The organism is Phenylobacterium sp. (genome assembly GCF_036723115.1).
Taxonomy (GTDB): domain Bacteria; phylum Pseudomonadota; class Alphaproteobacteria; order Caulobacterales; family Caulobacteraceae; genus Phenylobacterium.
The window spans coordinates 1-22,462 of sequence record NZ_DAIMHV010000029.1; the positions used below are offsets into that span (position 1 = coordinate 1).

The following is a 22,462-nucleotide window of genomic DNA, read 5'->3' on the forward strand; positions in this document are numbered from 1 at the left end:
GCGACCTGACGCCCGCCGAGGACCTGGACTGGGTGGGCCGGGTCAAGCCGCGCGCCCCGCCCCGGATCGCCGTTCCCTCTTCAGGTTTCTAGACCGGGCTCGTCTCGGCGGCGAAGGCGGCCACGTCCTCCTTCAGGCCGGCGGCGGCCATGCGCACCAGTTCGCCCCCCTTTTCCGGGCTGGCCTGGGCCGGATCGGACCCCATGCGGCCGTCGGGATAGCGAGCGCGGAAGTCCATGGCCTCGCGGATCGGCCCGGTGGGGGCGATCTTCGGCTCATAGGCGGCGGTCTTGATGGCGTCCGGATAGGCCCACTGGGTCACCGCGATCTCCGAGGGCGTGGCGTGGCTGCCATGGCCGGTGGGGAACTGGCTGTTGGCCAGGCCCATGACGCCCTTCAGCTCCCACCAGTTCTTCAGCTTGCAGGCAAAGCCCCGGGGCCGCCCGGCGAAGCTGGCCTCGGCATAGAGCTCGGAAAAGGCCGCCTCGATGGTGGCCACATTCCCCCCGTGGCCGTTCAGGAAATAGATCTTAGTGAAGCCGTGCGCCGCGAGCGAGCGGCACCAGTCGCCGATGGCGGCGATGAAGGTGGTGGGCCGCAGGGAGATGGTTCCCGGAAAGCCCAGGTGATGCTGGGCCATGCCGATATTGAAGGTGGGCGCCACCAGGAGGTCGGGGTCGTCCTTCTGCGCCTCGTGGGCGATGATCTCCGGGCACAGCCAGTCGGTGCCCAAAAGGCCCGTGGGACCGTGCTGCTCGTTGGAGCCGATGGGCACCACCACCGTGCGCGAGCGCTTCAGATAGGCCTCGATCTCGCTCCAGGTGGACAGGTGCAGCAGCATGGGGTTCCTCCGGCGGAAGGGCGGGATCGGACGATCGAATCTGCGCCCGGGCGACGCATGTCTTGATCCCTCCACATAGGCCCAGCGGCGCGGGCTGGTAAGCCTTCAGGCCTCAGATGCCGGCGTACCACTCATAGCCGCGGTCTTCCCAGAAGCCGCCGCGGCCCGCCCCGATGCCCGCGAAACTCTCCACCGCCTCGATCCGCATCACATATTTGGCGTGCTTGTAGCCCAGCTGGCGCTCCACCCGCAGGCGCACCGGGGCGCCGAACTTCACCGGCAGAGGGGCGCCGTTCATGTCGTAGGCCAGCAGGGTCTGCTCATGGAAGGCGTCCACCAGGTCGATGCTCTCATAGTACCGGCCCAGGCCCTCCGGCGCGTTGGGGTCTAGGGTGTCGGCGCAGTGGAAGACGATGAAGCGGGCCTGGGGCTTGAGCCCCGCCTCCTCCAGCACGGCCGAGAGGCGCGCGCCGGTCCACTGGCCGATGCTGCTCCAGCCCTCCACGCAGTCGTGGCGGGTGATCTGGGTGCGCGCCGGGCGGGCGCGCAGGTCGTCCAGCGACAGGGACAGGGGCCGCTCCACCAGGCCGTCCACCTGCAGGCGGTAGGCGGAAAAGCCCGTGGCGGCCAGGGCGCGATAATCGGCGTCGCCGGGATTGATGGTGCCGTTGGCCCGGAAGTCCGGCGAGATGTCGGCGGGCGTGAACTCCTTGGCCAGGGCGCCTCGGGCCAGCAGCAGGCGCTGGGCGGCCATGGTCAGCCGTTCGGCCTGGGCCAGCGTCGCCTTGACGCCGGCGTTGCGGTTGAGGCTGTCGCAGCCGGCCAGGGCCAGGCCCAGAAGACTGGAGCCGGCGGCCGTCAGCATCGATCGGCGCGGAAGCGTCATGACAGGTCTCCTTGCGGGGGGCTTGTCCTGGGGGAACGGTCGCGGCCGGTGATCATGGCCAGGATCTGACGCCCCGGGCCCGAGGCCGCCACCATCAGCAAATGGATAAGGACGAAGGCCACCAGCGCCGTGGCGCTGAGGAAATGGATCGTCCGCGCCGACTGCCGGCCGCCGAACATCTCGAAGATCCAGGGCATGGCCGCATTGACCCCGGGGGACATGGCGAGCCCGGTGAGCAGCATGAGCGGCAAAAGGACGAAGATCACCGCCAGATAGGCCAGCTTCTGCAAGGTGTTGTAGCGCCCGTGCGGAAAGCGCAGGCGGGCGTGGTCGAGGATTTCCCGTCCCAGGTGGCGAGGGGCGAGCTCGCTCCGGCGCGGGGCCAGGTCGCGCCGGAAGTGTCCGCTGGTCGCCCCCCAGGCCAGATAGATCAGACCGTTGAACAGGAAGAGCCAGGCGAAGAAGAAGTGCCAGCGCCGGCCGTCGGCCAGGGACCGGTAGCTTGGCAGGGTGGCCCAGGCGGGAAAGCCCCGCGCCTGGCCGTCCGAGGCCCCCAGGACGCCGGTGGTGGTCAGGGTCAGCTCGCCGATGCGCGTGACGCCGGCCAGGTCCTCGCCCCGGCGCTGGGCGACCATGGAGATCCAGGGGTCGTCGAAGGTGGAGGTCTCCCCCCAGTAAAGGGCCGGATGGGCGTTGAAGATCTGCAGGCCGCTGGCCAGCAGGACCAGCAGGATCACCACATTCAGCCAATGGGTCAGGCGCACGGCGAGGCTGTGGCGGACCGGTGGTCTTGCGGGCCTCTCCATGGCGCATCCTTCCTTGATCAGCGCGGCCATAGGAACGGCGCCGGCCGGCTCTGCGCTTGCCTCATGTTACGCACATCAGGAGACGCAGGATGACAACACCCCAGCAGAATAGCCGCACCCCAGTGGAAAATCCCCCCGCCGAGCCGCCGGTGCGCAGCCAGGACGAGCAGGCCGAACGCACGGGCCGGATTCCCGAGGTGACTGGCGAGCCGCCAGAGGCGGAGCCTTCCGACACCTCCGGCTCCAAGGGCGCCTGAGACCCTCCCCCGCCGTTGCCCTGGCCGGGCTTCGCCCCCTAAGGTCGCGCCGCCCCGTGGCGAGCGGGCGGGAAAAGCTTGGGGGGGCCATGGCCTGGGACGGCGGACGTGAAATCTGGGTGGGGGGCGTCAACACCTGGGAGTGCGATGAGATGGGCCATCTCAACGTGCGCCACTGGGTGGCCAAGTCCCTGGAGGCCCTGGCCGGCCTCGCCGGCGAGCTCGGCATGGGCGACGCCTTCTCGCCGCGGGCGGAGGCCACGCTTCTGGTGCGCGAGCAGCACGTCCGCTTCCTGAAAGAGGCCCATCCCGGCGCGGCCCTGTCGGCCCGGGGCGGCGTCCTGTCTATCGAGGCCGACGAAGCCCGTCTGCTGATCGTCATCCAGCACCCCGACGGCGCGCCGGGCGCCACCTTCCAGACGGTGGTGCGACACGCCACCGCCGATGGGGCGCGCATCTTCCCCTGGCCCCGGCGGGTGGTGGAGCGGGCGCAGGCCCTGAGGGTCGATCTGCCGGATTTCGCCGCGGCGCGGACCATCGACCTCTCCCCCATCGCCGCCAGCGCGGGCAGCCTCGTCTCCGCCGAGCAGATGGGGCTGAAGCGCATCGGCCTGGGGGTGGTGGGCGCGCCCGACGTGGACGGTTTCGGCCGCATGCGGCCGGAGATCCTGATGGGCAAGATTTCCGACGGAATCCTGCATCTGCTGGGCCCTGATCGGGGCATCGGCGCGGAAGGCCAGAGGGTGGGCGGCGCGGCCCTGGAATACCGCCTCATTCACTATGGCTGGCCGCGCCTGGGCGACCGCTTCGAGCTGCGTTCGGCCACCGCCCATGTGGAGGAACGCTATCGCCTGCTGCGCCACTGGATGCTCGATCCGGAGACGGGTCGGCCCTGGGCTGCAGCGGAGAATGTGGCCGTGGGCTTTGACCTGGACGCCCGCAAGGTGGTGCGCCTGCCGCCAGACGCGGTGGCCCGCATCCAGGCCACGGCCCGCCCGGAAATGAAACTCTAGAGCGCGTTCCGATAAGTAGGCGCCGGTTATCGGAACGCGCTCAAGTCTCTGAATCAGGCTTTAGGGGGTTCGGCGGGCCGACGATCGCCCGGGTCAGGGCCTCGCGCACCAGGTCTGGCCGCTCCATGGGCAGGAAGTGGCTGGCGCCGGCGATGGTCTCCACCGCGACGCCGGCCGCGGCGAGCCGCTCCAGATGGGCGTCCACCCGGCAGGTGGAGCCGATCTCGGCCCGCAGAATCCGCGTGGGGCAGGGCGTCGCCAGCAGGGCGTCAAAGGCGTCGGGGTCATAGGAGGCGAAGTTGGAGGCCTCCCAGGCCGGGGCGCAGCTGAGCGTCACCCCGCCCCCGTCCACCTCCTGGAAGCCGGCGGCCACATAGTCGGCCAGCTGGTCCTGCGACCAGGTGCGGAAGGCGCCCCGACCGGCATAGGCGGCCAGGGCTTCGGCCCGGCTCGAAAACCCCGGACGGCGGCGCAGGGCGCCCTGGACCATGGGCGACTGGGCGATGGCCGCCGGATCGGCGGCGCCGGCCTCCGGCATCAGGACGGGATCGAACAGCACCAGGGCGCGCACCGCGCCCGGCTGGGCCGCAGCGGCGAGCAGGCTGGAGGTCCCCCCCATGGAGTGGCCGGCCATGACCACCGGCCCGGCGGCGACGAAGGGCAGAAGGGCCAGGAGATCATCGCGAAACGCCTTCCAGCCGGCCCGGCCCTCGGTCTGCGTCGGCAGGCGGGTGGCGCCGTGGCCCCGCAGGTCCACCGCCAGGATGTGGAACCGCTCGGCCAGGGGGCTGAGGATCGTCCGGTAGGTCCGCGCATTGAACCCGTTGGCATGGACGAAGATCAGGTCGAGCGGGCGTTCCGCCGGGCCGAAGGCGAGCCCCGCCATCTCTCCGCCCCGGCTGGGCAGGGGAAAGCGGCGGGCTTGCGGTTCGCTGGCCAGATGCGCGTCCATGCCTTGTCCTTCGTCTGCGTCGGACTCAACCCCATATCCCGCGCCGGGCGCCTGGCGAAAGACGCGCTCGCCGCCTGACCCGGAGTTTCCCCATGGCGCACGCCCTTTCCACCATCGGCTATGAGGCCAAGACCCAGGACCAGATGATCGCGGCGCTGAAGTCCGCCGGGGTCGAGATGGTGGTGGACGTCCGGGCCGTGGCCGCCAGCCGCCGGCCGGGCTTTTCCAAGACCATGCTGGCCGCGGGCCTGGCCGAGGCGGGCATCGCCTATGAGCATCTGCGGGGCCTGGGCACGCCCAAGGCGGGGCGGGACGCCGCCCGCGCCGGTCGCACGGCCGAGATGCGGGCCATCTTCGAAGACCATCTGGCCGAGCCGCAAGCTCAGCTGCAGCTGGCCCGGGCGGTGGAGCTGGCCAAGGCCCGGCCGGTCGCCCTGCTCTGCTATGAGGCGGAGGCCTGCGACTGCCACCGGGCGGTGGTGGCCGAGCGCATCTGCGAGGTGCTGGACATGCCGGTGGAGAACCTCTGAGGCCGTCGCACGGCGGGGCTTGGCATTCCCCAGCGTAAGCGCCGATGATGGGCCTCAAACGCCTGTTTGGAGGAAAGTCCATGTCCGCCGCGCCCAGCCCGACATCCGCCGCCGAAGGTCCCTGGACCTGTTTCGACGTCACCATCGAGGAATATGTGGCCCACATCCGGCTGAACCGGCCGGAGGCCTATAACAGCATGATCCGGGACTTCTGGAACGAGCTGCCGGTCATCGTGCGCGACATCAACGACAACGCCCGGGCCCGTTGCATCGTCATCTCGTCCACCGGCAAGCACTTCTCGGCCGGGATGGACCTGGCGGTGTTCGGCGGCGGCGGCTCTTCCGCCGGCGAGGGGGGCGCAGACCGCTTCATCACCGCCGAGGGCCAGCGTCACCATGTGCGCTGGCTGCAAGACTGTTTCTCATGCCTGGACCAGGCGCGGATGCCGGTGCTGGTGGCCATCCAGGGGGGCTGCATCGGCGGGGCGGTGGACATGACCAGCGCCTGCGACATCCGCTACGCCACCGAAGACGCCTTCTTCTGCGTCCAGGAGATCAATATCGGCATGACCGCCGATGTCGGCACCTTCCCCCGGCTGTGCAAGCTGATCCCCGAGGGCTGGGTGCGCGAGCTGGCCTATACCGGCCGTCGCCTGCCCGCCGGCAAGGCCAAGGAGATCGGCCTGGTCAACGAGGTCTTCCCGACCCAAGAGGCCCTGCTGGACCATGTGATGGCCACCGCCCGGGAGATCGCCGAGAAGTCGCCCCTGGCGGTCACCGGCTCCAAGGTGATGATCAACTACGCCCGCGACCACACCATCGCCGATGGGCTGGACTATATCGCCGTCTGGCAGACCGGCATGTTCGCCGGCTCGCACATGGGCGAGGCGTTCAAGGCCAAGGCCGAGAAGCGGCCCGCCGACTTCCCCGACCTGAAACCCCTGCGCAACGCTATGTGACGGCCGGGCGGAGATGAGCAGGCGGGCGGGCGGGGCTCAGATGACGAGCTCGGCTCCCCGCAGGTCAGCCCCGGAGAGATCGGCGCCTTCCAGGTCGGCCTCCAGGAGGCGGGCCTGGCGCAGATCGGCCCCGCGCAGGTCGGCCCGCCGCAGCTGGGCGCGGTTCAGGTCGGTGCGCAGGATCCGGCCCTCGGCGATGTGCAGGGGGCCGAGCTGCGCTTCTCTCAGATCGGCGGCGATCAGATTGGCGCCGGTGAGCCTGGCCCCCCGCAGGTCGGCGCCGCGCAGCCGGGCCTTGCGCAGGTCGCAGTCGCGCAGGTCGGCGCCCTGGAGCTGGGCGCCTTCCAGGTCGAGGCCGAAGAAGATCGACTGCGGCGCGACCAGCCCGCTGAGCCTGCGGCCGCTCAGGCGGGCAAGGGCGCGGAAGTCCAGCTCCGGCGCGCGGATGGGCGCGCCCCGGGCGCCTTGGCTCTCACAGAAAGTCTCGTGATCGGCCACCATGTCGTGCAGGGGCACGTCGTCCACATAGAAGATCGGCGGCGGGGCGCGCAGCACCCCTTGCAGATCGGCGTCCGTCAGACCCGCCTCGGCCAGGTTGGCGCCGGCCACCACCGCGCCGCGCAGGCAGGCGGCGGTGAGATCGGCGCCGGCCATCTGGGCGCCCGTCAGGTCCGCCCCGTCCAGACGGGCGGCGGCCATGCGCGCGCCGGCCAGGCAGGCGCCGGCGAGGCTCGCCTCCCGGCAGTCGGCGGCCACCAGGGCCCGGGCGAGGTCGGCCTGCGCCGCCACCGCATAGTCCAGCGTCCCCTCGCGATCCTCATGGGTGAGGATGCGGAAATCCTCGCGGCGGGTCTGCATGGCGATCTGCCCTTCGCGCAGGTCGCATTCGGTGAGGTCGGCGCCGCTGAGATTGGCGCCGCGCAGGCAGGCGCCGCGCAGGTCGGCCCGCACCAGCCGCGCCCAGCGCAGATCGGCATCGCGCAGGTCGGCGCCGAACAGGTTGCAGCGGGAGAGGTCGGCCCCGGCCAGGACCGCCCCGGCCAGGCAGGCGCCGGCCAGATCGGCCTCGGCCAGCTGCGCCCCTTCGAGATTCCAGTTGGACAGGTCGGCCCGCACCAGCTGGGCCCGCCGACCGCCGCCCAGCCCTTCCACATAGCGGACATGGGCGTCCAGGGCCTCGCGGATCGCCCCGGCCTCGTGGGGGCGCAGATGCTTGGCGGCGGCGGACGACATGGAAGAGCCCTCAGATCACGGGGCTGATCCTGAGTGCAGGCGACTTAAGGAAGGGTTGGCCATATCCGTCAGGGGCGAAATTATCGCCACCGTCTCCGGAACGCCGGTCTTATCGACTCAGGGACGATCGTCGCTGACAGGACCCTGGCCGGCCTGTTGCAGCAGGGCGGCGATCCGGTCGGTGGCCTCGGCGGCCTGGCTCAGCATCTGCAGGGGGCCAGAGCCCGGCCGCACGGCGGCGGCCATCTGGTTGGCGGCGTTCTGGGCCACGGTGACGGCGGTGTTCTGGGCGGTGACCAGGCCCGAGCGGGCGAGGCTGACGGCCGTGGCGTCCTGATAGATGAAGCCGTGCACCGGATAGGTGGTGGAGCCCAGATCGCGGATCGGATCGTACCAGACCTTCACCTGGCTCCAGTCGCCGTTCGGCGAGACGTCCACCACGGTCACGTCCTTTTCGATCTGGCCGCGGCTGCCGTTGATCTGGGACCAGTTGGCGTGGGTGATCTGGATCACCCGGTCGGTGATCACCTGGCTGACCACGGCCACGTGGCCCAGGCGCATCTTGCCGGTGGGCTTGAAACAGATCACCGCGCCAGCCACCGGCGTCACCCCGGTCTCGTACTTGCCCGGCGCCTGCTTCCACCAGGTCCAGGCGTCGCCGAACAGCTGAACGCCGGAAATCATCCGGGCGAAGGGGACGCACTGCCAATAGGTGTCGGCGAAGGCCGTGGACACGGGCGCAAAGGCCATGACCGCGGCGGCGGCGATGGAACCCAGGACGATGCGTGCCCGTTTCACCATGTTGGACTGACTCCCCCGACGCGAACTTGGGTTAGGGATAGTTTCGTCCGGCAAGAATGAAAAGAGGGTTTATGCGCCTGCGACGGATGGCGCACGACTCTTCCACGCCTTCGCCCACAGCTTCATGCGCTCGCGCGCCGGCTTCTCGATCAGATGATAGGACAGCGCGGCCAACGGAATCACGCCCAGCAGGAAGATACACCACAGCGGCCAGGGCAGGTGTCCGTCCTCAAGCTTGAGCAGACTGGTCATGCCGTTCACAAATACAATCTTCCACGGCACGCAGATCATGTAGATCGAATAGCTGATCTCACCGAGATAGATCAGGAACGGGTGGGACAGGGTCTGTGAACCGGCCTTGGCGGCGCTGGCCAGGAAGAAGATCAGGCCCCCCAGGGCCAGGACGATCACGGTGTCGGGCGCCCCGATCAGGGCGGCGACCAGGGCGCCGGCGCCTGAAATCCAGGCGCCCGCCAGGGCCGGAGCCGCGCCGCCGGCCTCCCGCGCCCGCCACAGGCTGTGCAGGGCGCAGCCCAGGGCGAAGCAGGGCACGATGCGCAGCGCCCCCCAATGGATGGTCGCCAGGGTGAGCAGCTTGCCGGTCAGGGCCTCGAAGGCGGCATAGAGGCCCGCCAAGAAGGCCGCCGCCAGGACCACGGCCAGGCCCGGTCGGCGACGCAGGGCGAGGGCCGCCCAGGCGAAGATCGGGAAGGTCAGATAGGCGAACCACTCCGCCGAGATGGACCAGGACGGGTGGTTCCAGCCCGCCACGGGGGCGAACCCCCAGGCCTGCAGAAGCAGCAGATTGGCCGGCAGGGCCGCCCAGGACAGGATGTTGGCGTCCACCGCAAAGCCCGCCGCCGTGGCCGCGCCGGCCAGCAGCCCCATGGCCACAAGGGTGGCCAGATGCAGGGGATAGATGCGCGCCAGCCGCGCCCAGAGGAAGTCGCCATAGGCGAACCGGCCGCCCTCAACCTCGCTGCGATAGACGTGGCAGAGGATGAATCCCGACAGGATGAAGAACAGCTCCACCCCCAGATAGCCCTTGGCCACGGCGAGCGGCGCGCCGGCCAGGCCCAGGGCGGGCCAGTAGTGGAACAGCACCACCCACATGGCGGCGAAGAAGCGCAGGGCGGTCAGGGGGCGGATGTGTTCGGCGTCGCTCATGGAATCCTTCCGGCCTCGCCCGCTTCTTCAGGCTTGGGGGGAACCATGGCGCCGAAGCCTCACCAGCACGTTAGCGCTGGCGAGCTTTCGCCGATCGGCTACAGATTCGGCGGACACCCCCTGGAGAATCACCGTCGATGGATGGTCTGGCTGCTCTGATCGTCGATCCCGCCGCCTGGGCGGCGCTTATCGCCCTGGTGGTGATGGAGGTGGTGCTGGGGATCGACAACCTGGTCTTCATCTCAATCCTGTCCAACAAGCTGCCCGAGGCCCAGCGCAGCAAGGCGCGGCGGATCGGCATCGGCCTGGCCCTGATCCTGCGCCTGGCGCTGCTGTCGACCATCGCCTTCCTGGTGGGCCTGACCCAGCCGGTGTTCAGCCTGCCCTTCCAGGGGCCGCCGGACCCGGTGCACGGGACGCCCATGTTCGAGATGGACTTCTCCTGGCGCGACCTGATCCTCATCGCAGGCGGCCTGTTCCTGATCTGGAAGGCCACCACCGAGATCCACGAGAAGGTGGATGTCGAGCCCACCCACGGCGTCCTGGACGTCAAGGCCGCCGCGGCGGCCAACTTCGGCTCGGTGATCGTTCAGATCCTGCTGCTGGACCTGGTCTTCTCGGTGGATTCCATCCTCACCGCCGTGGGCATGACCCACCATCTGCCCATCATGGTGGTCGCCGTGGTGGTGGCGGTGATCGTCATGCTGCTGGCCGCCGACCCCCTGGCCAACTTCATTCACAACAACCCCACCGTGGTCATGCTGGCCCTGGGCTTCCTGCTGATGATCGGGGTGACGCTCATCGCCGACGGCTTCGGCTTCCACGTGCCCAAGGGCTACATCTACGCGGCCATGGCCTTCTCGGCCCTGGTGGAAGGGTTGAACATGGCCGCCCGGCGCGCGGCCCGACGAAAGTCGCCCGCGCTTGCATCGGGGCATGCATCCTCGGCCGGTTCTGATAACGTCTGACCATTCATCCCGACATCCCGGCGGCCTGCCCGTCGGGACAAGGGCCAAAGACATTATCTGAACAAGCTATTGGCGAGGCTCGACCCTCGCCGGGAAACGCCGCGTTGCAAGAACCGCATGTCCATCCCGAGGCGGATCGGCGCCTCACGCTCATTTCCGTCCTGATCATCTTCCTGCTCAGCGCCATGAGCCAGACCGTGGTGGCCACGGCCATGCCGCGGATCGTCTCGGACCTGTCGGGCCTCCACCTCTATGCCTGGGCGACAACCGCCTATCTGCTGGCCTCGACGGTGATGGTCCCCATCTGGGGCAAGCTCGGAGACCTTTACGGACGAAAGCCCATACTGCTCACCGGGATCGGCATTTTCCTGGCGGGTTCCTGGCTGGCGGGACTGGCCGGAGAGTTCGGGGACCTGCCGCTGCTGGGCGGGGGCATGACCCAGCTCATCACCTTCCGGGCCATCCAGGGGATCGGCGGCGGGGCGCTGTTCACCACCGCCTTCGCCATCATCGCCGACCTCTACGCCCCCCGTGAGCGGGCCAAGTTCTCCGGCCTGTTCGGCTCAGTCTTCGGGGTGGCCAGCGTGTTCGGCCCGGTGATCGGCGGCTTCTTCACCGATCACGGCACGGTGGTCTTCGCCGGCCATGTGATCGAAGGCTGGCGCTGGGTCTTCTATGTGAACATCCCCTTCGCGCTGGCCGCCGTGGCCATGATCATGATCAAGATGCCGGCCCTGCCCCCCCGGGGCGCGGGGACCATCGACTATGCGGGCGCGGCCCTGATCGTGGTCGGGTTCACCGCCTTCCTGCTGGCCATCACTTGGGGCGGACGGGACTTCGCCTGGGGCTCGCCGGTGATTGTCGGCCTGTTGGTCGGCGCGGCGCTCAGCCTGAGCGCCTTCATCCTGGTGGAGATGCGGGTGCGCGACCCGATCCTGCCCCTGGACCTCTTTCGCAACCGCACCTTCAACACGGCCAACGGGGCGGCCTTCATCTATTCCATGGCCTTCATGGGGGTGACGTCCTTCCTGCCGCTGTACATGCAGGTGGGCCAGGGCGTGCCGGCCACCCGCAGCGGTCTGACCATGCTGGCCCTGATGGTGGGCATGATCGCCTCCTCCACCATCAACGGCCACCTGGTCACCCACACCGGCCGGTACAAGCCGTTCATGATCGGCGGCGGGGCGGTGCTGATCCTGGGGGTCTTCCTGCTGTGCTTCATCGGGCCGGAAACCGGGACCCTGGACCTCGCCTGGCGGCTGCTGGTGGTGGGGATCGGCCTGGGTCCCGGCCAGAGCCTGTTCGGCCTGGCGGTGCAGAACGCCGTGCCCATGCACCAGCTGGGCGTGGCCACCAGTTCGGGCCAGTTCGTGCGCCAGATCGGGTCGACCATGGGGGTGGCGCTGTTCGGGGCCATCCTCACCTCCAGCCTGGCCAGCGAGCTGGTGCGCCTGGGCCAGGCCAATCCGGCGGTTCAGGTTCAGTCCCTGGAGCTGTCGGACCTGCAACGCATGGCCATGGAGCGGGACGCCCATCCCGAACTCGCCGAGGCCCGCGCCGCCGACCCCGTGGCCTCGGCCACCGACCTGATCGTGGCCCAGAGCTTCTCCACCGCCGTGGTCCACGGGATCATCTTCAGCCTGGTGATCCTGGTGGGCGGCTTCTTCCTCATGCTGCTGGTGCCGGCCGCGCCCTTGCGCGACGCCCCCATGGCGCCGCCGGCGAGGGCGGGACCAGGTCAGGCCGGCGCAACGCCCAGCTGAATGGCGTCAGCCGTCCACTTCCGGCAGCAGGGTGGTGAAGTGGTCCTCCACGGCGCGGTAGCACTCGCAGCAGGCCTCCTCCAGGCCCGCCCGGTCGAGGATTTCCACCGCCCCGTGGTGCTGGCGGATCAGGCCGCGGACCTCCAGGGTCTTGGCCACCCCCGACACGGTGGTGCGCTGCACCCCCAACATCTCGGCCAGGCCCTGCTGGGTCAGACGCAAAAGGTCAGAACCGGCGCGGTCGTGGGTGGAGAGCAGCCAGCGGGCGGCCCGCTGCTCCACCGGATGCAGGGCGTTGCACACCACCGACTGCATGACCTGGGCCAGCAGGGCGTCGGCATAGCGGGAGAAAAGGTCGGAAATGGCCGGATGGTGACGCTTGGCCCGCTCGAGCCGCTCGGTGGGAATGGCCAGGGCGGGGCCGGCGATCTGCACCACCGCGCGGCCATAGGCGGGCTTGTTCCCGGCGCTGACGATGCCGCCGACCGCGCCTTCCCGACCGATAGAGGCGCACTCCACCTCGCGGCCGTCCCGGGTCACCAGGACGAGAGAGACCATGGCGCCGCCCGACGGTAGATGAGTGGTCTCCACATCGTCGCCCGGCTCGAACAGGACGCGGCCCCGTTCCAGCAGAAGGTGGCGGAAGTGCGGGGCGATATCCAGCAGGGCCGCGCCTGGCAGGGCGGCCAGCAGGCGGTTGCCCCTCAGCGCGGCGATATCGACCAGACCGCCCATTTGGCGGCCCGGCGCGCTCGATTGACCCATGGACATGCAGACCTCCTGCTCGATCCCTTGTCCCTGGGATAAAGCTTCGCCGTGAGCGAGGTTCCTATGTCGGGAACCCGGCCCAGGCTGAGGCTCAGTGCACCGAGACCGGGGCCAGTTCGTGGGCCAGGGCCGCGGCCATGGCGGCGTTGCGATCGGTCAGCACGGCCAGCCGCTCCCCGTCGGCCCGGTGCACCGCATAGAGCACCTGATCAGGATGCAGGGGCAGGGTCGCCGATTCCGCCGGCACGCTGGCCAGGATCTCCGCGGCCTTCACCGGGCGCACATAGACCAGGTCGGGCGCGCCGAGGGCGGCGAAGTCTTCGGTCGAAAGAATGGGCGTCATGATGACCACCTCCTTGATTTGGCAACGCGCCGGCGCCCCCGCAGGTTCAGCCGAGGGACGGCGCGCGCCGGGCGGCCGCATGAGTGCGCGCCGCCGATGCACGAATTGACGGACCCTTCAGCCCGCCGTCTTGATGGGGATGCGCTTGACCGCGGTCTCCGGCGCAGGCCGGGCGAGGTCGATATGGAGCAGACCGTGTTCCAGGGTCGCCCCCTCCACCACCATGCCGTCGGCCAGGACGAAGCTGCGCTGGAATCCCCGGGCGGCGATGCCGCGGTGGAGATAGGCGTCCTCGCCCTTGGCGGCCTCCTCGCGGCGGCCGGCCACGGTGAGCTGGCGGTCCTCCACGCTCACCTGCAGCTGGGCGGGCGTGAAGCCGGCCACGGCCAGGGTGATGCGCAGGCGGCCCTCGCCGAGATCCTCCACATTGTAGGGGGGATAGGCCTCGGCGGCGGCCTTGGCGGCCCTGTCGATCAGGGCGCGGGTGTGCTCGAAACCGAGCAGGAAGGGGCTGTCGAAAACGATCGACCGGCTCATCTTGTCCTCGAGTCCTTAAGCGGCAAGCGACTCCCCGGGGGCGCCGCCCGCAACCGGCGCGGCGTCCCTGGTTGGACCTAATGTGGCGATGGCGCGGTCGGCTTTCAACGGTTCGCCCCATGTGCGCCTGAGGCGCGCGCCGGGTTGTGAAGGCTCTCAGCGGCCTCTAGGTTGTCGCGCCTCGGGCCAAAGGCGGGACGCCCGGGCCGAAGACGCGCCTTGCGTCCAAGATCCCGCTCCCCAAACCGCCCGCGGGCGGTCAAAGGAGCGCGTCTTTTGTCCCAGTCCCCATCTGTCTCCCACGGCGTCAGCTTCCGCGAAGCCCTCTGGGTCTGGACCCGCATCGCCCTGCTCAGTTTCGGCGGGCCGGCCGGCCAGATCGCGGTGATGCACCGCATCCTGGTGGAGGAGAAGCGCTGGATCGGCGACGGCCGGTTCCTCCACGCCCTGAACTTCTGCATGCTACTGCCAGGGCCCGAGGCCCAGCAGCTGGCCACCTATCTGGGCTGGCTCATGCACCGGACCCTGGGCGGGCTGGCGGCGGGCCTCCTGTTCATCCTGCCCGGCGCGGTCTCCATCCTGGCGCTCAGCATCCTCTATGTGCAGCTGGGCGAGGTTCCCCTCGTCCAGGCCCTCTTCTTCGGCCTGAAGGCCGCCGTGCTGGTGGTGGTGGTCCAGGCCGTCTTCCGCCTGGGCGGCAAGACGCTGAGAACGCCCCTGGCCCGGGGGCTCGCCGCCGGGGCCTTTGTGGCCATCTACGCCTTTTCCGTCCCCTTCCCGCTGATCGTCCTGGGGGCGGGGGTGATCGGCCTGGCCGCCGCGCGCTGGAACCTCATGGGGAGCGGCGCCGGCCACGGGGAGACGGGGACGAGCCTGGCGGACGCCGACAGCGCCCTGGGCGCGGCGCCCCCCGCCCACGCCCGGCCGAACCTGGCCTGGGCGCTGCGCATCGGCGGAACCTTGCTCGTCCTGTGGCTCGGGCCGGTGGCGGCGCTCGGCCTGACGCTCGGCTGGGACAATGTCTTCACGGAGATCGCGCTCTTTTTCAGCAAGCTCGCCGTGGTCACCTTCGGCGGCGCCTATGCGGTCCTGGCCTATGTGGCCCAGGCGGCGGTGGAGACCCACGGCTGGCTGGCGCCTGGGGAGATGATAGACGGGCTGGGCCTGGCCGAGACCACGCCGGGGCCGCTGATCATGGTCACCCAGTTCGTGGGCTTCCTGGCGGCTCTGCGCGGGGACACCGGCCTCTCCCCCCTGGCCGCCGGGGCGCTGGGGGCGGCGCTCACCACCTGGGTCACCTTCACCCCCTGCTTCCTGTGGATCTTCCTGGGCGCCCCCTATGTGGAGGCCCTGCGCCAGGCCAAGGCGCTGGCCGCGGCGCTGGCGGCGGTCAGCGCCGCCGTGGTCGGAGTGATCCTCAACCTCGCCCTCTGGTTCGGGGTGCGGGTGCTGTTTTCCGAGGTGGACGTCCTGAGCGCCGGTCCCCTGGCGCTGGACGTGCCGCGCCTGTCGTCCCTGGAGCCCGTCAGCCTCGCCCTGACGGCGGCCGCCGGCCTCGCCGCCTGGCGCCTGCGCCTGGGCGTTCCCACCCTGATCGCCGCCAGCGCCGCCGCCGGCATGGCCGCCCACCTGGCCGGCCTCGTGTGAGGCGCTCCGGCGAAACACCGAGGAGACGTCAGAGAAGCGCTACTTTAAGGTGCGGCCTTGGGTTTGGGCGGAGCGGGCGACATGGTGAGGGGGAATGTCCAGACAGGCGTCATCCTGAGCGGGTGTTTCGCGGCGTCGGTGGCGTTAGCGCCGCCAGACCTGCGTTTCGTCTTTGCAATAGCCGGCGGCGCCGTCGGGCTCAGCGTCGTCGCACAGGTTTCACCGGCGGCGCGCGCCTTGGCTTTGCGCCACACCCGCCTGATCATGGCCTTCGGGATCTGCCTGATCGCCATCGGCCTAGTCAGGTTCGTCAGCCTTTTTGAAGCGGCGTCATTCGACCCGGAGGCCGAAGCGAAGATTCTACTCGCCTTCCTCCTCAGCGGCGCAATGATCGCGCTTCTGCCACAGCTCGCAAAGCTAGGCGCCCGAACGGCGCGGGTCCTTGGCGCGGACGCGCCCACATCGCCGGGCGATCAAGAGTCCAACCGATCGATTCCGGACGCGAAGTCCGAGCGTGACCGACTCGCCCCCTGATGCGCCCGCGACCGCTGCTTCGCGCCACGCTGACGGGCGGACGGCGACCGTAGTCTATCTGGACCAGAACAAATGGATCGATCTGGCGCGGGCAGCGACCGCGCCAGACGACCATCCGCACCTGCGCTCGGTCCTAGAGCTTCTCTGCGCCAAGGTCGCGGCGGGCGACATCATACTGCCGCTGACCTGGGCCAACATCTTCGAGACCCACAAGATCAACCGGCTGGAGCGGCGGTTCCACCTGGCGTTCACCCAGGTGACCCTCAGCGAAGGCCGCGTGTTCCGCGGCCGCCATCGCCAGCTGGAGATGGAGGTGGGCCGGGTGCTGTCGGACCTCTATGGCTTTGCCAGGTCCGAGCCCGAACCGCTTTGGTTCCTCTCCAGCCTGTTCTTCGAAGCCACCGCCGAAGCGGACGATGCGCGTCTCGGCTTCGGCAAGTTCCCCAATGCGATCGATTGGATGCGGACCCATCCGAAGCAGGCGCTCTTCCAGTATCTCATGGAGACGCCGGAGGCGGTCCGCACCGAGGCGGTCCGGCGTTTCACGGTCGGCTGCGAGGAGCTCCGCGCGCGCATTGAGGCCCGCCGCACCCGCCACAAGGCCGAGAGCCTCTCCATGCGCCGTCGCATCTACAGCGCGGTAATGGCCTACAATGAGCAGGACGTGATCATCCCGATCGCCGAACGCCTCGGCCTGCCCTGGACTTGCCTCGGCGACAAAGACGGCGCCACCCTCCGCGCGGTCATCCGCGACACGCCGGCCTTCTACATCGAGCGCGAGATCACGCTGCGGCTGGAGGCACAGTCGCGCGCCGTGACCCTCAACGACATGCGCGACATGCGGACGTTCTGCAGCGTGCTGCCTTACGCTGATATCGTGGTGGCCGAGCAACAGTTTACCAGCCTCGCCCGCCAGGCGGGCCTGCCTGCCCGCTACGGCGCGCGCCTGGAAACCGACATCCGCGCCTTGCCCGCGCTGCTCGACGGCCTGACTTAACGGGTCGCGGTCATTCGCCCAGCACCGCCGCCAGCTGTTCGAACCGGGGAAGCCGTTCCACGCGCCCCAGCAGGGCGGCGAGCTCCGGCGCCTTCGCCCGGAGGCGCCTGACCCCCTCCCAGGTCCGCTTGTCCACCAGGGTGACGTCCGCATAGGCGGCCAAGCAGGCGAGATAGGTGTCGTTCAGCTCCCCGCCTTCGCGCTCGGGCAGGTCGGGCAGGTGGCGCTGAAGCGCCTGGACGAGCGACCAGCTTGGTATCCGCTCCGGCTGGACGTGCAGCAAGGCCTCCGACGGTGACACGCCCGCAGCCTCCGCCGCGATTCGCAACTGCGCCCGGAATAGCCCCAGGTCGAGCATATCGCCGATGGTCGAGGTGGGCGTGATGTCGTCGGCGGTGACCCCCTGGGTGGCCAGGGCGCGCAGGACCAGCTCGGCGGCGGTTTCGGGCAGGGGACTGGCCATGGCGGCGACGTCGCCCATGAACGCGGCGGCCATGGCGTCTGGATCGGCGATGCGCCTATCCGCCCGTTGCGCGATGCTGGCCGCATACGTGCCGGTCATCAGGTCGAGCTGGCGACGCAGGTCCTCGCCGCGCCGCAGCCTGCTGTTCAGCAGCTCGGCCATCGGCTTCTTCGAGATGTCCACCGTGCCGACGCGCGTGAACGCCACCACCTTGCGGGCCTGTTCCGCCTCTGCCGCGAACACCGGCCGCAGCGCGAGCCAGGCTTCGGGCGCCGCCCCCAGCATCCGGGTTCCGGCTCCCGCTTGGATCAGCCTCGGCTTGGCCAAGTCCCGCACCTCCGACCGGCTGGCCTGGGGCGCGGTGCAGGCCGCGCGGACCTCTTCTGCGATCAGGGTCACGACCGTGCCGGCCCCGCCTTGGGGGGGCGCGCCGATCCAGGCCACGAGGGGCAGGCCGGCGAGGAAGCGCAGCCGCCCCGCCGCCACCGCTTCGACGGCGTGGTTCGCCATCTCCGCGATGTGGTGCAGAGAGAGCAGCGGCACATAGCCGTGGCGCTCCAGCCAGAGCTCGAAGCGACGCGCCTCGGCGCGTCGCGGCGCGTGCGCCGAGACCCGCGCATCCGCCCACTGAATTAGATGGGCGGAGTCGAGCGCGATGTACCGGGGTTGTAAGAGCACGACGCGATCCTTTTGAGCTCGAATCGAGTGTGTCGCGCTGATTGTACCGCCGCATTGCCCCTCGGCATTGCGAACGGATCTTCGCGACGTCTCAGAGTGTCAGGGAGTTGCCGAAGCCGCTGACGCCACCAGCCAACCGCGACAGCAACGGGCCGACAGCAAGTCCACTTCGGAGATGGTGACTGCGACTCAGGTTCCGCTGCCATGAAACAGGTTGGGGCTGGAGATGCGGCGACACGCCACGAGCTTTCGTGAGCGGAACGTACCTCGGTGGTACCTAAAGCTCGACCCTAGCCGTCCCCGGCGGGAGTGCGGAGCCGAGGCCCTCCGGAAACGGAGAAGGCCCGCCGGGGTTACCGGCGGGCCTTCATGGTGGAGCTAAGCGGAGTCGAACCGCTGACCTCTTGAATGCCATTCAAGCGCTCTACCAACTGAGCTATAGCCCCAGGTCCTGGGTTCTTCGGGCGGGGTCGCCGCCCGAAGAGGCGCGGAACCTAGTCAAAGGTCTGATCGCGATCAAGCACCATTTTTCGGCTTTTTCGCGGGGACCTCAGTCTTCGTCGTCCTCGACGATTCCGTCGATCTCGGACTCATCGAAATCGTCGTCTTCGTCCTCCTCCAGGAAGGGGACGTCCTCGTCGTCTTCGATATCCTCGTCGTCGGTGAAGTCGCCCAGATCGTCGTCGGGGGCGGCCTTCTTCTTCGAGGTGCGCTCGGCCGGCTCGAGATCGTCGTCCTCGTCGTCATCGACGGGAACCTCGTCGACCTCTTCGTCGATTTCGGGGGCGGCGACGTCTTCGTCCTCGTCCTCGTCCTCGGCGGGGCGGGCCTTGACCTGATCTTCGCGATCCTCGTCCTCGACCTCGGGGTCGGGAACGCCGGCCGGACGGCCACGCACGCGACGGGTGCGGACCGCCTCATCCGGGTCGAAATCGGTCCCGCACTTGGGGCAGTGGGCCGGGCGTCGGTTCAGATCGTAGAACTTGGCCTGGCAATTGGGGCAAACCTGCTTGGCGCCCAGCTCTGGATTGGCCACGTCGGCGATCCCCTGGAGAGCGGTTTCTGGAAAGCGGGCTCCCTTGCCATGGGCCAGGGCGACTGTCAAAAGCAAACCCCCTCGGACAAACCGCAAGCCTTAAAGGAGGCTTCGTAATTCCATGACGGCGGCTGGACTGACCGCGCACCGCGGCGGCCCGCTGCGGGGACGCGTGCGCGCCCCGGGCGACAAGTCGATCTCCCACCGCTCTCTGATCCTGGGAGCCATGGCGCGGGGACGAACCGAGATCGAGGGCCTTCTGGAGGGCGATGACGTCAAGCGCACCGCCGCGGCCATGGCGGCCTTCGGCGCGAGCGTCGAACGTCTGGGCGAGGGGCGCTGGCGGGTGGAGGGCCAGGGGGGCTTTTCCGAGCCTGCCGACGTCATCGACTGCGGCAACGCCGGCACCGGCGTGCGCCTGATCATGGGGGCCGCGGCCGGCCACGACCTGGCCGCCACCTTCACCGGCGACACCTCCCTGCGCGGGCGGCCCATGAACCGGGTGCTGAAGCCCCTGGGCGAGATGGGCGCCCGGTGGATCTGCCGCTCCGGCGGGCGCCTGCCGCTGACCCTGCAGGGGGGCGGCCTCAAGACCATCGCCTACCGCCTGCCCGAGCCCTCGGCCCAGGTGAAGTCGGCGGTGCTGCTGGCCGGGCTGAACGCCGCCGGCGGCGCCGAGGTGATCGAGCCGGAGGCCACCCGCGACCACACCGAGCGCATGCTGCGGGCCTTTGGCGCGGAGGTGCAGGTAGAGGTTCTGGCCGACGGCGCCCGGCGCATCCGGGTGGCCGGGGGCCAGGCTCTGACCGGGGCGTCCGTGCGCGTGCCTGGCGATCCGTCCAGCGCGGCCTTCCCCCTGGTTGCGGCCCTGATCACGCCGGGGTCGGAGGTGACGGTGGAAGGCGTGCTCCTCAATCCCCTGCGCGCGGCCCTGTTCACCACCCTGCAGGAGATGGGCGCCGACCTGGTCATCTCCGACGCCCGCGACGAGGGCGGCGACCGGGTGGGCGACGTCACCGCGCGCCATTCGGCCCTGCGGGGCATTGTCGTGCCGCCCGAGCGGGCGCCGGCCATGATCGATGAATATCCCATCCTGGCCGTCGCCGCGGCCTTCGCCGAGGGGCCGACCCTCATGCGCGGCATCGGCGAGATGCGGGTCAAGGAGAGCGATCGCATCGCGCTCACCGCCGCGGGCCTGGCCGCCTGCGGCGTCGGCGTGGAGGAGGAGCCCGAGGGCCTGATCGTGGCCGGAACCGCCAGGGGCAATCATCCGGTGGCCGGCGGGGCGCGGGTGACCACCCACGGGGACCACCGGATCGCCATGTCGCATCTGGTCCTGGGCCTGGCCTCCGAGGCGCCGGTGAGCGTGGACGAGCCCGGCATGATCGCCACCAGCTTCCCGGGCTTCACCGACCTGATGGCCGGCCTGGGGGCGGCCATCGAGACCACCGAGCTGGACGCGGCGTGAGCGCCTTCGTCATCACCGTCGATGGGCCGGCCGCCTCCGGCAAGGGGACCATCGCCACGGCCCTGGGGCGCCTCTATGGCCTGCCGGTGCTGGATTCTGGCCTGCTCTACCGGGCCGTGGGCGTGGGCGTGCAGCGGCGGGGGGCAGACCTGGACGACGCCCAGGCCGCCGCAGCCGTGGCCGCGAGCCTGAAGGCCGAGGCGCTGGACGATCCGGACTTCCGCACCCGCGCTGCGGGCGAGGCCGCCAGCCGCGCGGCCGTCCATCCGCAGGTGCGCCAGGCCCTGCTGGCCTTTCAGCGGGCCTTCGCCGAACAGCCGGGGGGCGCGGTTCTGGACGGCCGCGACATGGGCACGGTGATCTGCCCCCAGGCGCCGGCCAAGCTGTTCGTCACCGCCACGCCCGAGGTCCGCGCCCAGCGCCGCTGGCGCCAGCTGTCGGCCCAGGGAGAGGCGGTGTCGCAGGACGAGGTGCTGGCCGACATCCTGCGCCGGGACGAGCGGGATTCCGGCCGGGCGGCCGCCCCCCTGCGCCCCGCCGACGACGCCGTCTTGCTGGATACCTCTGAAATGACTATAGAGCAGGCCACCGATGCGGCCCGCCGCATCGTCGAGGCGGCGCGCGCCGGCTGATCTCCCGCCTGAGCGGGACTGGTCGAGCAAATCCAACCGCGCCTTTCCCTCGCACGGCTGCGGGCGACTTCATCCCGCGCAGGGATCGCCTGCGCCTTCGGTCCAACCCCTAACCTGACGCCGGGACTCCCCCCGAACGCCATGCGTGGCCCGGGGGCCGACGTCGTTTCGAACGAAAGAACACTATGGCTGACGATATGAGCCTGAACCCCTCGCGCGACGATTTCGCCGCGCTTCTCGACGAATCCCTGGGCGGCCGCGACTTCATGGAAGGCGCCGTGGTCAAGGGCAAGGTGGTCGGCGTCGAGAAGGACTTCGCCATCATTGATGTGGGCCTCAAGACCGAGGGCCGCGTCCTGCTCAAGGAGTTCGGCGGCGACGAAGAGGGCAAGGCCCAGGTCAAGGTGGGCGATACGGTCGAGGTCTTCCTCGAGCGCGTCGAGAACGCCATGGGCGAAGCGGTCATCAGCCGTGACAAGGCCCGCCGCGAAGAAGCCTGGACCCGTCTGGAAGGGGTCTACGCCCTGAACGAGCCGGTCATGGGCGCCATCGTCGGCCGCGTGAAGGGCGGCTTCACCGTCGACCTGGGCGGCGCCTCGGCCTTCCTGCCGGGCAGCCAGGTGGATATCCGTCCGGTGCGCGACGTCGGCCCGCTGATGGGCAAGGAACAGCCCTTCGCCATCCTCAAGATGGACCGTCCCCGCGGCAATATCGTCGTCTCCCGCCGGGCCATCCTGGAAGAGGCCCGCGCCGAGCAGCGCACCGAGCTGGTGGCCCAGCTGCAGGAAGGCGAAGTGCGCGAAGGCGTGGTCAAGAACATCACCGACTACGGCGCCTTCGTGGACCTGGGCGGCATCGACGGCCTGCTGCACGTCACCGACATGAGCTGGAAGCGCGTCAACCATCCGAGCCAGGTCCTGGCCGTGGGCGACACGGTCAAGGTGCAGATCGTCAAGATCAACCCCGACACCCAGCGCATCTCGCTCGGCATGAAGCAGCTGCAGTCCGACCCCTGGGACGGCGTGGAAGCCAAGTACCCGGTGGGCGCCAAGTTCAGCGGCCGCATCACCAACATCACCGACTACGGCGCCTTCGTGGAGCTGGAAGCCGGCGTCGAGGGCCTGGTCCACGTCTCGGAAATGTCCTGGACCAAGAAGAACGTCCACCCCGGCAAGATCGTCTC

General features: G+C 69.7%; 24 protein-coding genes and 1 tRNA gene. 12 read left to right on the forward strand and 13 right to left on the reverse strand.

The genetic code is table 11. The annotated features are described in order from the left end of the window. Positions 1 to 88: 88 nt before the first annotated feature. The 3 genes from V7D28_RS05190 to V7D28_RS05200 form a co-directional block, all read right to left on the reverse strand. The gene (locus tag V7D28_RS05190; protein WP_333586300.1) at positions 89 to 841 is read right to left on the reverse strand and encodes a creatininase family protein; all 753 of its coding nucleotides are present in this window, start codon (positions 839 to 841) and stop codon (positions 89 to 91) included. 112 nt (positions 842 to 953) lie between these two features. Beyond that, positions 954 to 1,727 (reverse strand): molybdopterin-binding protein, encoded by a 774-nt coding sequence (locus tag V7D28_RS05195; protein ID WP_333586301.1) that lies wholly within the window; start codon positions 1,725 to 1,727, stop codon positions 954 to 956. Beyond that, positions 1,724 to 2,533 (reverse strand): cytochrome b/b6 domain-containing protein, encoded by an 810-nt coding sequence (locus tag V7D28_RS05200; protein ID WP_333586302.1) that lies wholly within the window; start codon positions 2,531 to 2,533, stop codon positions 1,724 to 1,726. The genes V7D28_RS05195 and V7D28_RS05200 overlap by 4 nt, the downstream gene beginning before the upstream one ends. A gap of 89 nt (positions 2,534 to 2,622) precedes the next feature. Between V7D28_RS05200 and V7D28_RS05205 the strand changes: the two genes are divergently transcribed. After that, complete coding sequence (locus V7D28_RS05205) at positions 2,623 to 2,790, forward strand: hypothetical protein (RefSeq protein ID WP_333586303.1); 168 nt, start codon at positions 2,623 to 2,625, stop codon at positions 2,788 to 2,790. An 89-nt stretch (positions 2,791 to 2,879) separates the two neighbouring features. Further along, on the forward strand, positions 2,880 to 3,803 hold the full coding sequence (locus V7D28_RS05210; RefSeq protein ID WP_333586304.1) for a thioesterase family protein: 924 nt from the start codon (positions 2,880 to 2,882) through the stop codon (positions 3,801 to 3,803). Between the two features lie 40 nt (positions 3,804 to 3,843). Here the strand turns inward: V7D28_RS05210 and V7D28_RS05215 are convergent, their stop codons facing one another. Continuing rightward, positions 3,844 to 4,755, reverse strand: a complete 912-nt coding sequence (locus V7D28_RS05215; protein ID WP_333586305.1) for an alpha/beta fold hydrolase — start codon at positions 4,753 to 4,755, stop codon at positions 3,844 to 3,846. Positions 4,756 to 4,847: 92 nt separating this feature from the next. Here V7D28_RS05215 and V7D28_RS05220 point away from each other — a divergent pair, with 92 nt between their 5' ends. Continuing rightward, entirely contained in the window at positions 4,848 to 5,285 is a 438-nt protein-coding gene (locus tag V7D28_RS05220) for a DUF488 domain-containing protein (protein WP_333586306.1), read from the forward strand. Between the two features lie 80 nt (positions 5,286 to 5,365). Then, positions 5,366 to 6,244, forward strand: coding sequence for a crotonase/enoyl-CoA hydratase family protein (locus V7D28_RS05225; protein ID WP_333586307.1), 879 nt, complete (start codon positions 5,366 to 5,368; stop codon positions 6,242 to 6,244). Between the two features lie 36 nt (positions 6,245 to 6,280). Here V7D28_RS05225 and V7D28_RS05230 read toward each other — a convergent pair whose 3' ends face one another. From V7D28_RS05230 to V7D28_RS05240, 3 genes are all read right to left on the reverse strand, one after another. Further along, positions 6,281 to 7,477, reverse strand: a complete 1,197-nt coding sequence (locus tag V7D28_RS05230; protein ID WP_333586308.1) for a pentapeptide repeat-containing protein — start codon at positions 7,475 to 7,477, stop codon at positions 6,281 to 6,283. A gap of 117 nt (positions 7,478 to 7,594) precedes the next feature. Beyond that, positions 7,595 to 8,278: a CHAP domain-containing protein gene (locus V7D28_RS05235; RefSeq protein ID WP_333586309.1), complete on the reverse strand. Its 684-nt coding sequence runs from the start codon at positions 8,276 to 8,278 to the stop codon at positions 7,595 to 7,597. 69 nt (positions 8,279 to 8,347) lie between these two features. Then, positions 8,348 to 9,445 carry an acyltransferase family protein gene (locus tag V7D28_RS05240; protein WP_333586310.1) on the reverse strand — a complete coding sequence of 366 codons (1,098 nt, stop codon included), beginning with the start codon at positions 9,443 to 9,445 and terminating at the stop codon, positions 8,348 to 8,350. A gap of 137 nt (positions 9,446 to 9,582) precedes the next feature. Between V7D28_RS05240 and V7D28_RS05245 the strand changes: the two genes are divergently transcribed. Further along, positions 9,583 to 10,413, forward strand: coding sequence for a TerC family protein (locus V7D28_RS05245; protein ID WP_333586311.1), 831 nt, complete (start codon positions 9,583 to 9,585; stop codon positions 10,411 to 10,413). A gap of 104 nt (positions 10,414 to 10,517) precedes the next feature. Beyond that, positions 10,518 to 12,176 (forward strand): MDR family MFS transporter, encoded by a 1,659-nt coding sequence (locus V7D28_RS05250; protein WP_333586312.1) that lies wholly within the window; start codon positions 10,518 to 10,520, stop codon positions 12,174 to 12,176. Positions 12,177 to 12,182: 6 nt separating this feature from the next. On the opposite strand, the gene V7D28_RS05255 is transcribed toward V7D28_RS05250, so the two are convergent. The 3 genes from V7D28_RS05255 to V7D28_RS05265 all read right to left on the reverse strand — a co-directional run bounded on the left by V7D28_RS05255 (position 12,183) and on the right by V7D28_RS05265 (position 13,824). Beyond that, positions 12,183 to 12,947 carry a Crp/Fnr family transcriptional regulator gene (locus V7D28_RS05255; protein WP_333586313.1) on the reverse strand — a complete coding sequence of 255 codons (765 nt, stop codon included), beginning with the start codon at positions 12,945 to 12,947 and terminating at the stop codon, positions 12,183 to 12,185. A gap of 88 nt (positions 12,948 to 13,035) precedes the next feature. Continuing rightward, on the reverse strand, positions 13,036 to 13,287 hold the full coding sequence (locus V7D28_RS05260) for a DUF1150 family protein (protein WP_333586314.1): 252 nt from the start codon (positions 13,285 to 13,287) through the stop codon (positions 13,036 to 13,038). A gap of 117 nt (positions 13,288 to 13,404) precedes the next feature. Further along, positions 13,405 to 13,824 carry an Hsp20 family protein gene (locus V7D28_RS05265; RefSeq protein WP_333586315.1) on the reverse strand — a complete coding sequence of 140 codons (420 nt, stop codon included), beginning with the start codon at positions 13,822 to 13,824 and terminating at the stop codon, positions 13,405 to 13,407. Positions 13,825 to 14,100: 276 nt separating this feature from the next. Here V7D28_RS05265 and chrA point away from each other — a divergent pair, with 276 nt between their 5' ends. From chrA to V7D28_RS05280, 3 genes are all read left to right on the forward strand, one after another. Then, a complete protein-coding gene (chrA, locus tag V7D28_RS05270) occupies positions 14,101 to 15,471 on the forward strand; it encodes a chromate efflux transporter (RefSeq protein WP_333586316.1) in 1,371 nt (456 codons plus the stop codon). Positions 15,472 to 15,552: 81 nt separating this feature from the next. Then, positions 15,553 to 16,005, forward strand: a complete 453-nt coding sequence (locus V7D28_RS05275; RefSeq protein ID WP_333586317.1) for a hypothetical protein — start codon at positions 15,553 to 15,555, stop codon at positions 16,003 to 16,005. After that, the gene (locus V7D28_RS05280) at positions 15,986 to 17,002 is read left to right on the forward strand and encodes a hypothetical protein (RefSeq protein WP_333586318.1); all 1,017 of its coding nucleotides are present in this window, start codon (positions 15,986 to 15,988) and stop codon (positions 17,000 to 17,002) included. The genes V7D28_RS05275 and V7D28_RS05280 overlap by 20 nt, the downstream gene beginning before the upstream one ends. A gap of 10 nt (positions 17,003 to 17,012) precedes the next feature. Here V7D28_RS05280 and V7D28_RS05285 read toward each other — a convergent pair whose 3' ends face one another. The 3 genes from V7D28_RS05285 to V7D28_RS05295 all read right to left on the reverse strand — a co-directional run bounded on the left by V7D28_RS05285 (position 17,013) and on the right by V7D28_RS05295 (position 19,248). After that, positions 17,013 to 18,143, reverse strand: coding sequence for a hypothetical protein (locus V7D28_RS05285; protein WP_333586319.1), 1,131 nt, complete (start codon positions 18,141 to 18,143; stop codon positions 17,013 to 17,015). Positions 18,144 to 18,513: 370 nt separating this feature from the next. Then, positions 18,514 to 18,589, reverse strand: a tRNA-Ala gene (locus tag V7D28_RS05290). A 104-nt stretch (positions 18,590 to 18,693) separates the two neighbouring features. Further along, positions 18,694 to 19,248 carry a TIGR02300 family protein gene (locus V7D28_RS05295; protein ID WP_442957895.1) on the reverse strand — a complete coding sequence of 185 codons (555 nt, stop codon included), beginning with the start codon at positions 19,246 to 19,248 and terminating at the stop codon, positions 18,694 to 18,696. 52 nt (positions 19,249 to 19,300) lie between these two features. Between V7D28_RS05295 and aroA the strand changes: the two genes are divergently transcribed. From aroA to V7D28_RS05310, 3 genes are all read left to right on the forward strand, one after another. Beyond that, positions 19,301 to 20,647, forward strand: coding sequence for a 3-phosphoshikimate 1-carboxyvinyltransferase (gene aroA / locus V7D28_RS05300; protein ID WP_333586320.1), 1,347 nt, complete (start codon positions 19,301 to 19,303; stop codon positions 20,645 to 20,647). Then, positions 20,644 to 21,279, forward strand: a complete 636-nt coding sequence (cmk, locus tag V7D28_RS05305) for a (d)CMP kinase (RefSeq protein ID WP_333586321.1) — start codon at positions 20,644 to 20,646, stop codon at positions 21,277 to 21,279. The genes aroA and cmk overlap by 4 nt, the downstream gene beginning before the upstream one ends. Before the next feature lie 185 nt (positions 21,280 to 21,464). Then, the coding region (locus V7D28_RS05310) for a S1 RNA-binding domain-containing protein (RefSeq protein ID WP_333586322.1) at positions 21,465 to 22,462 on the forward strand (998 nt) is incomplete at its 3' end.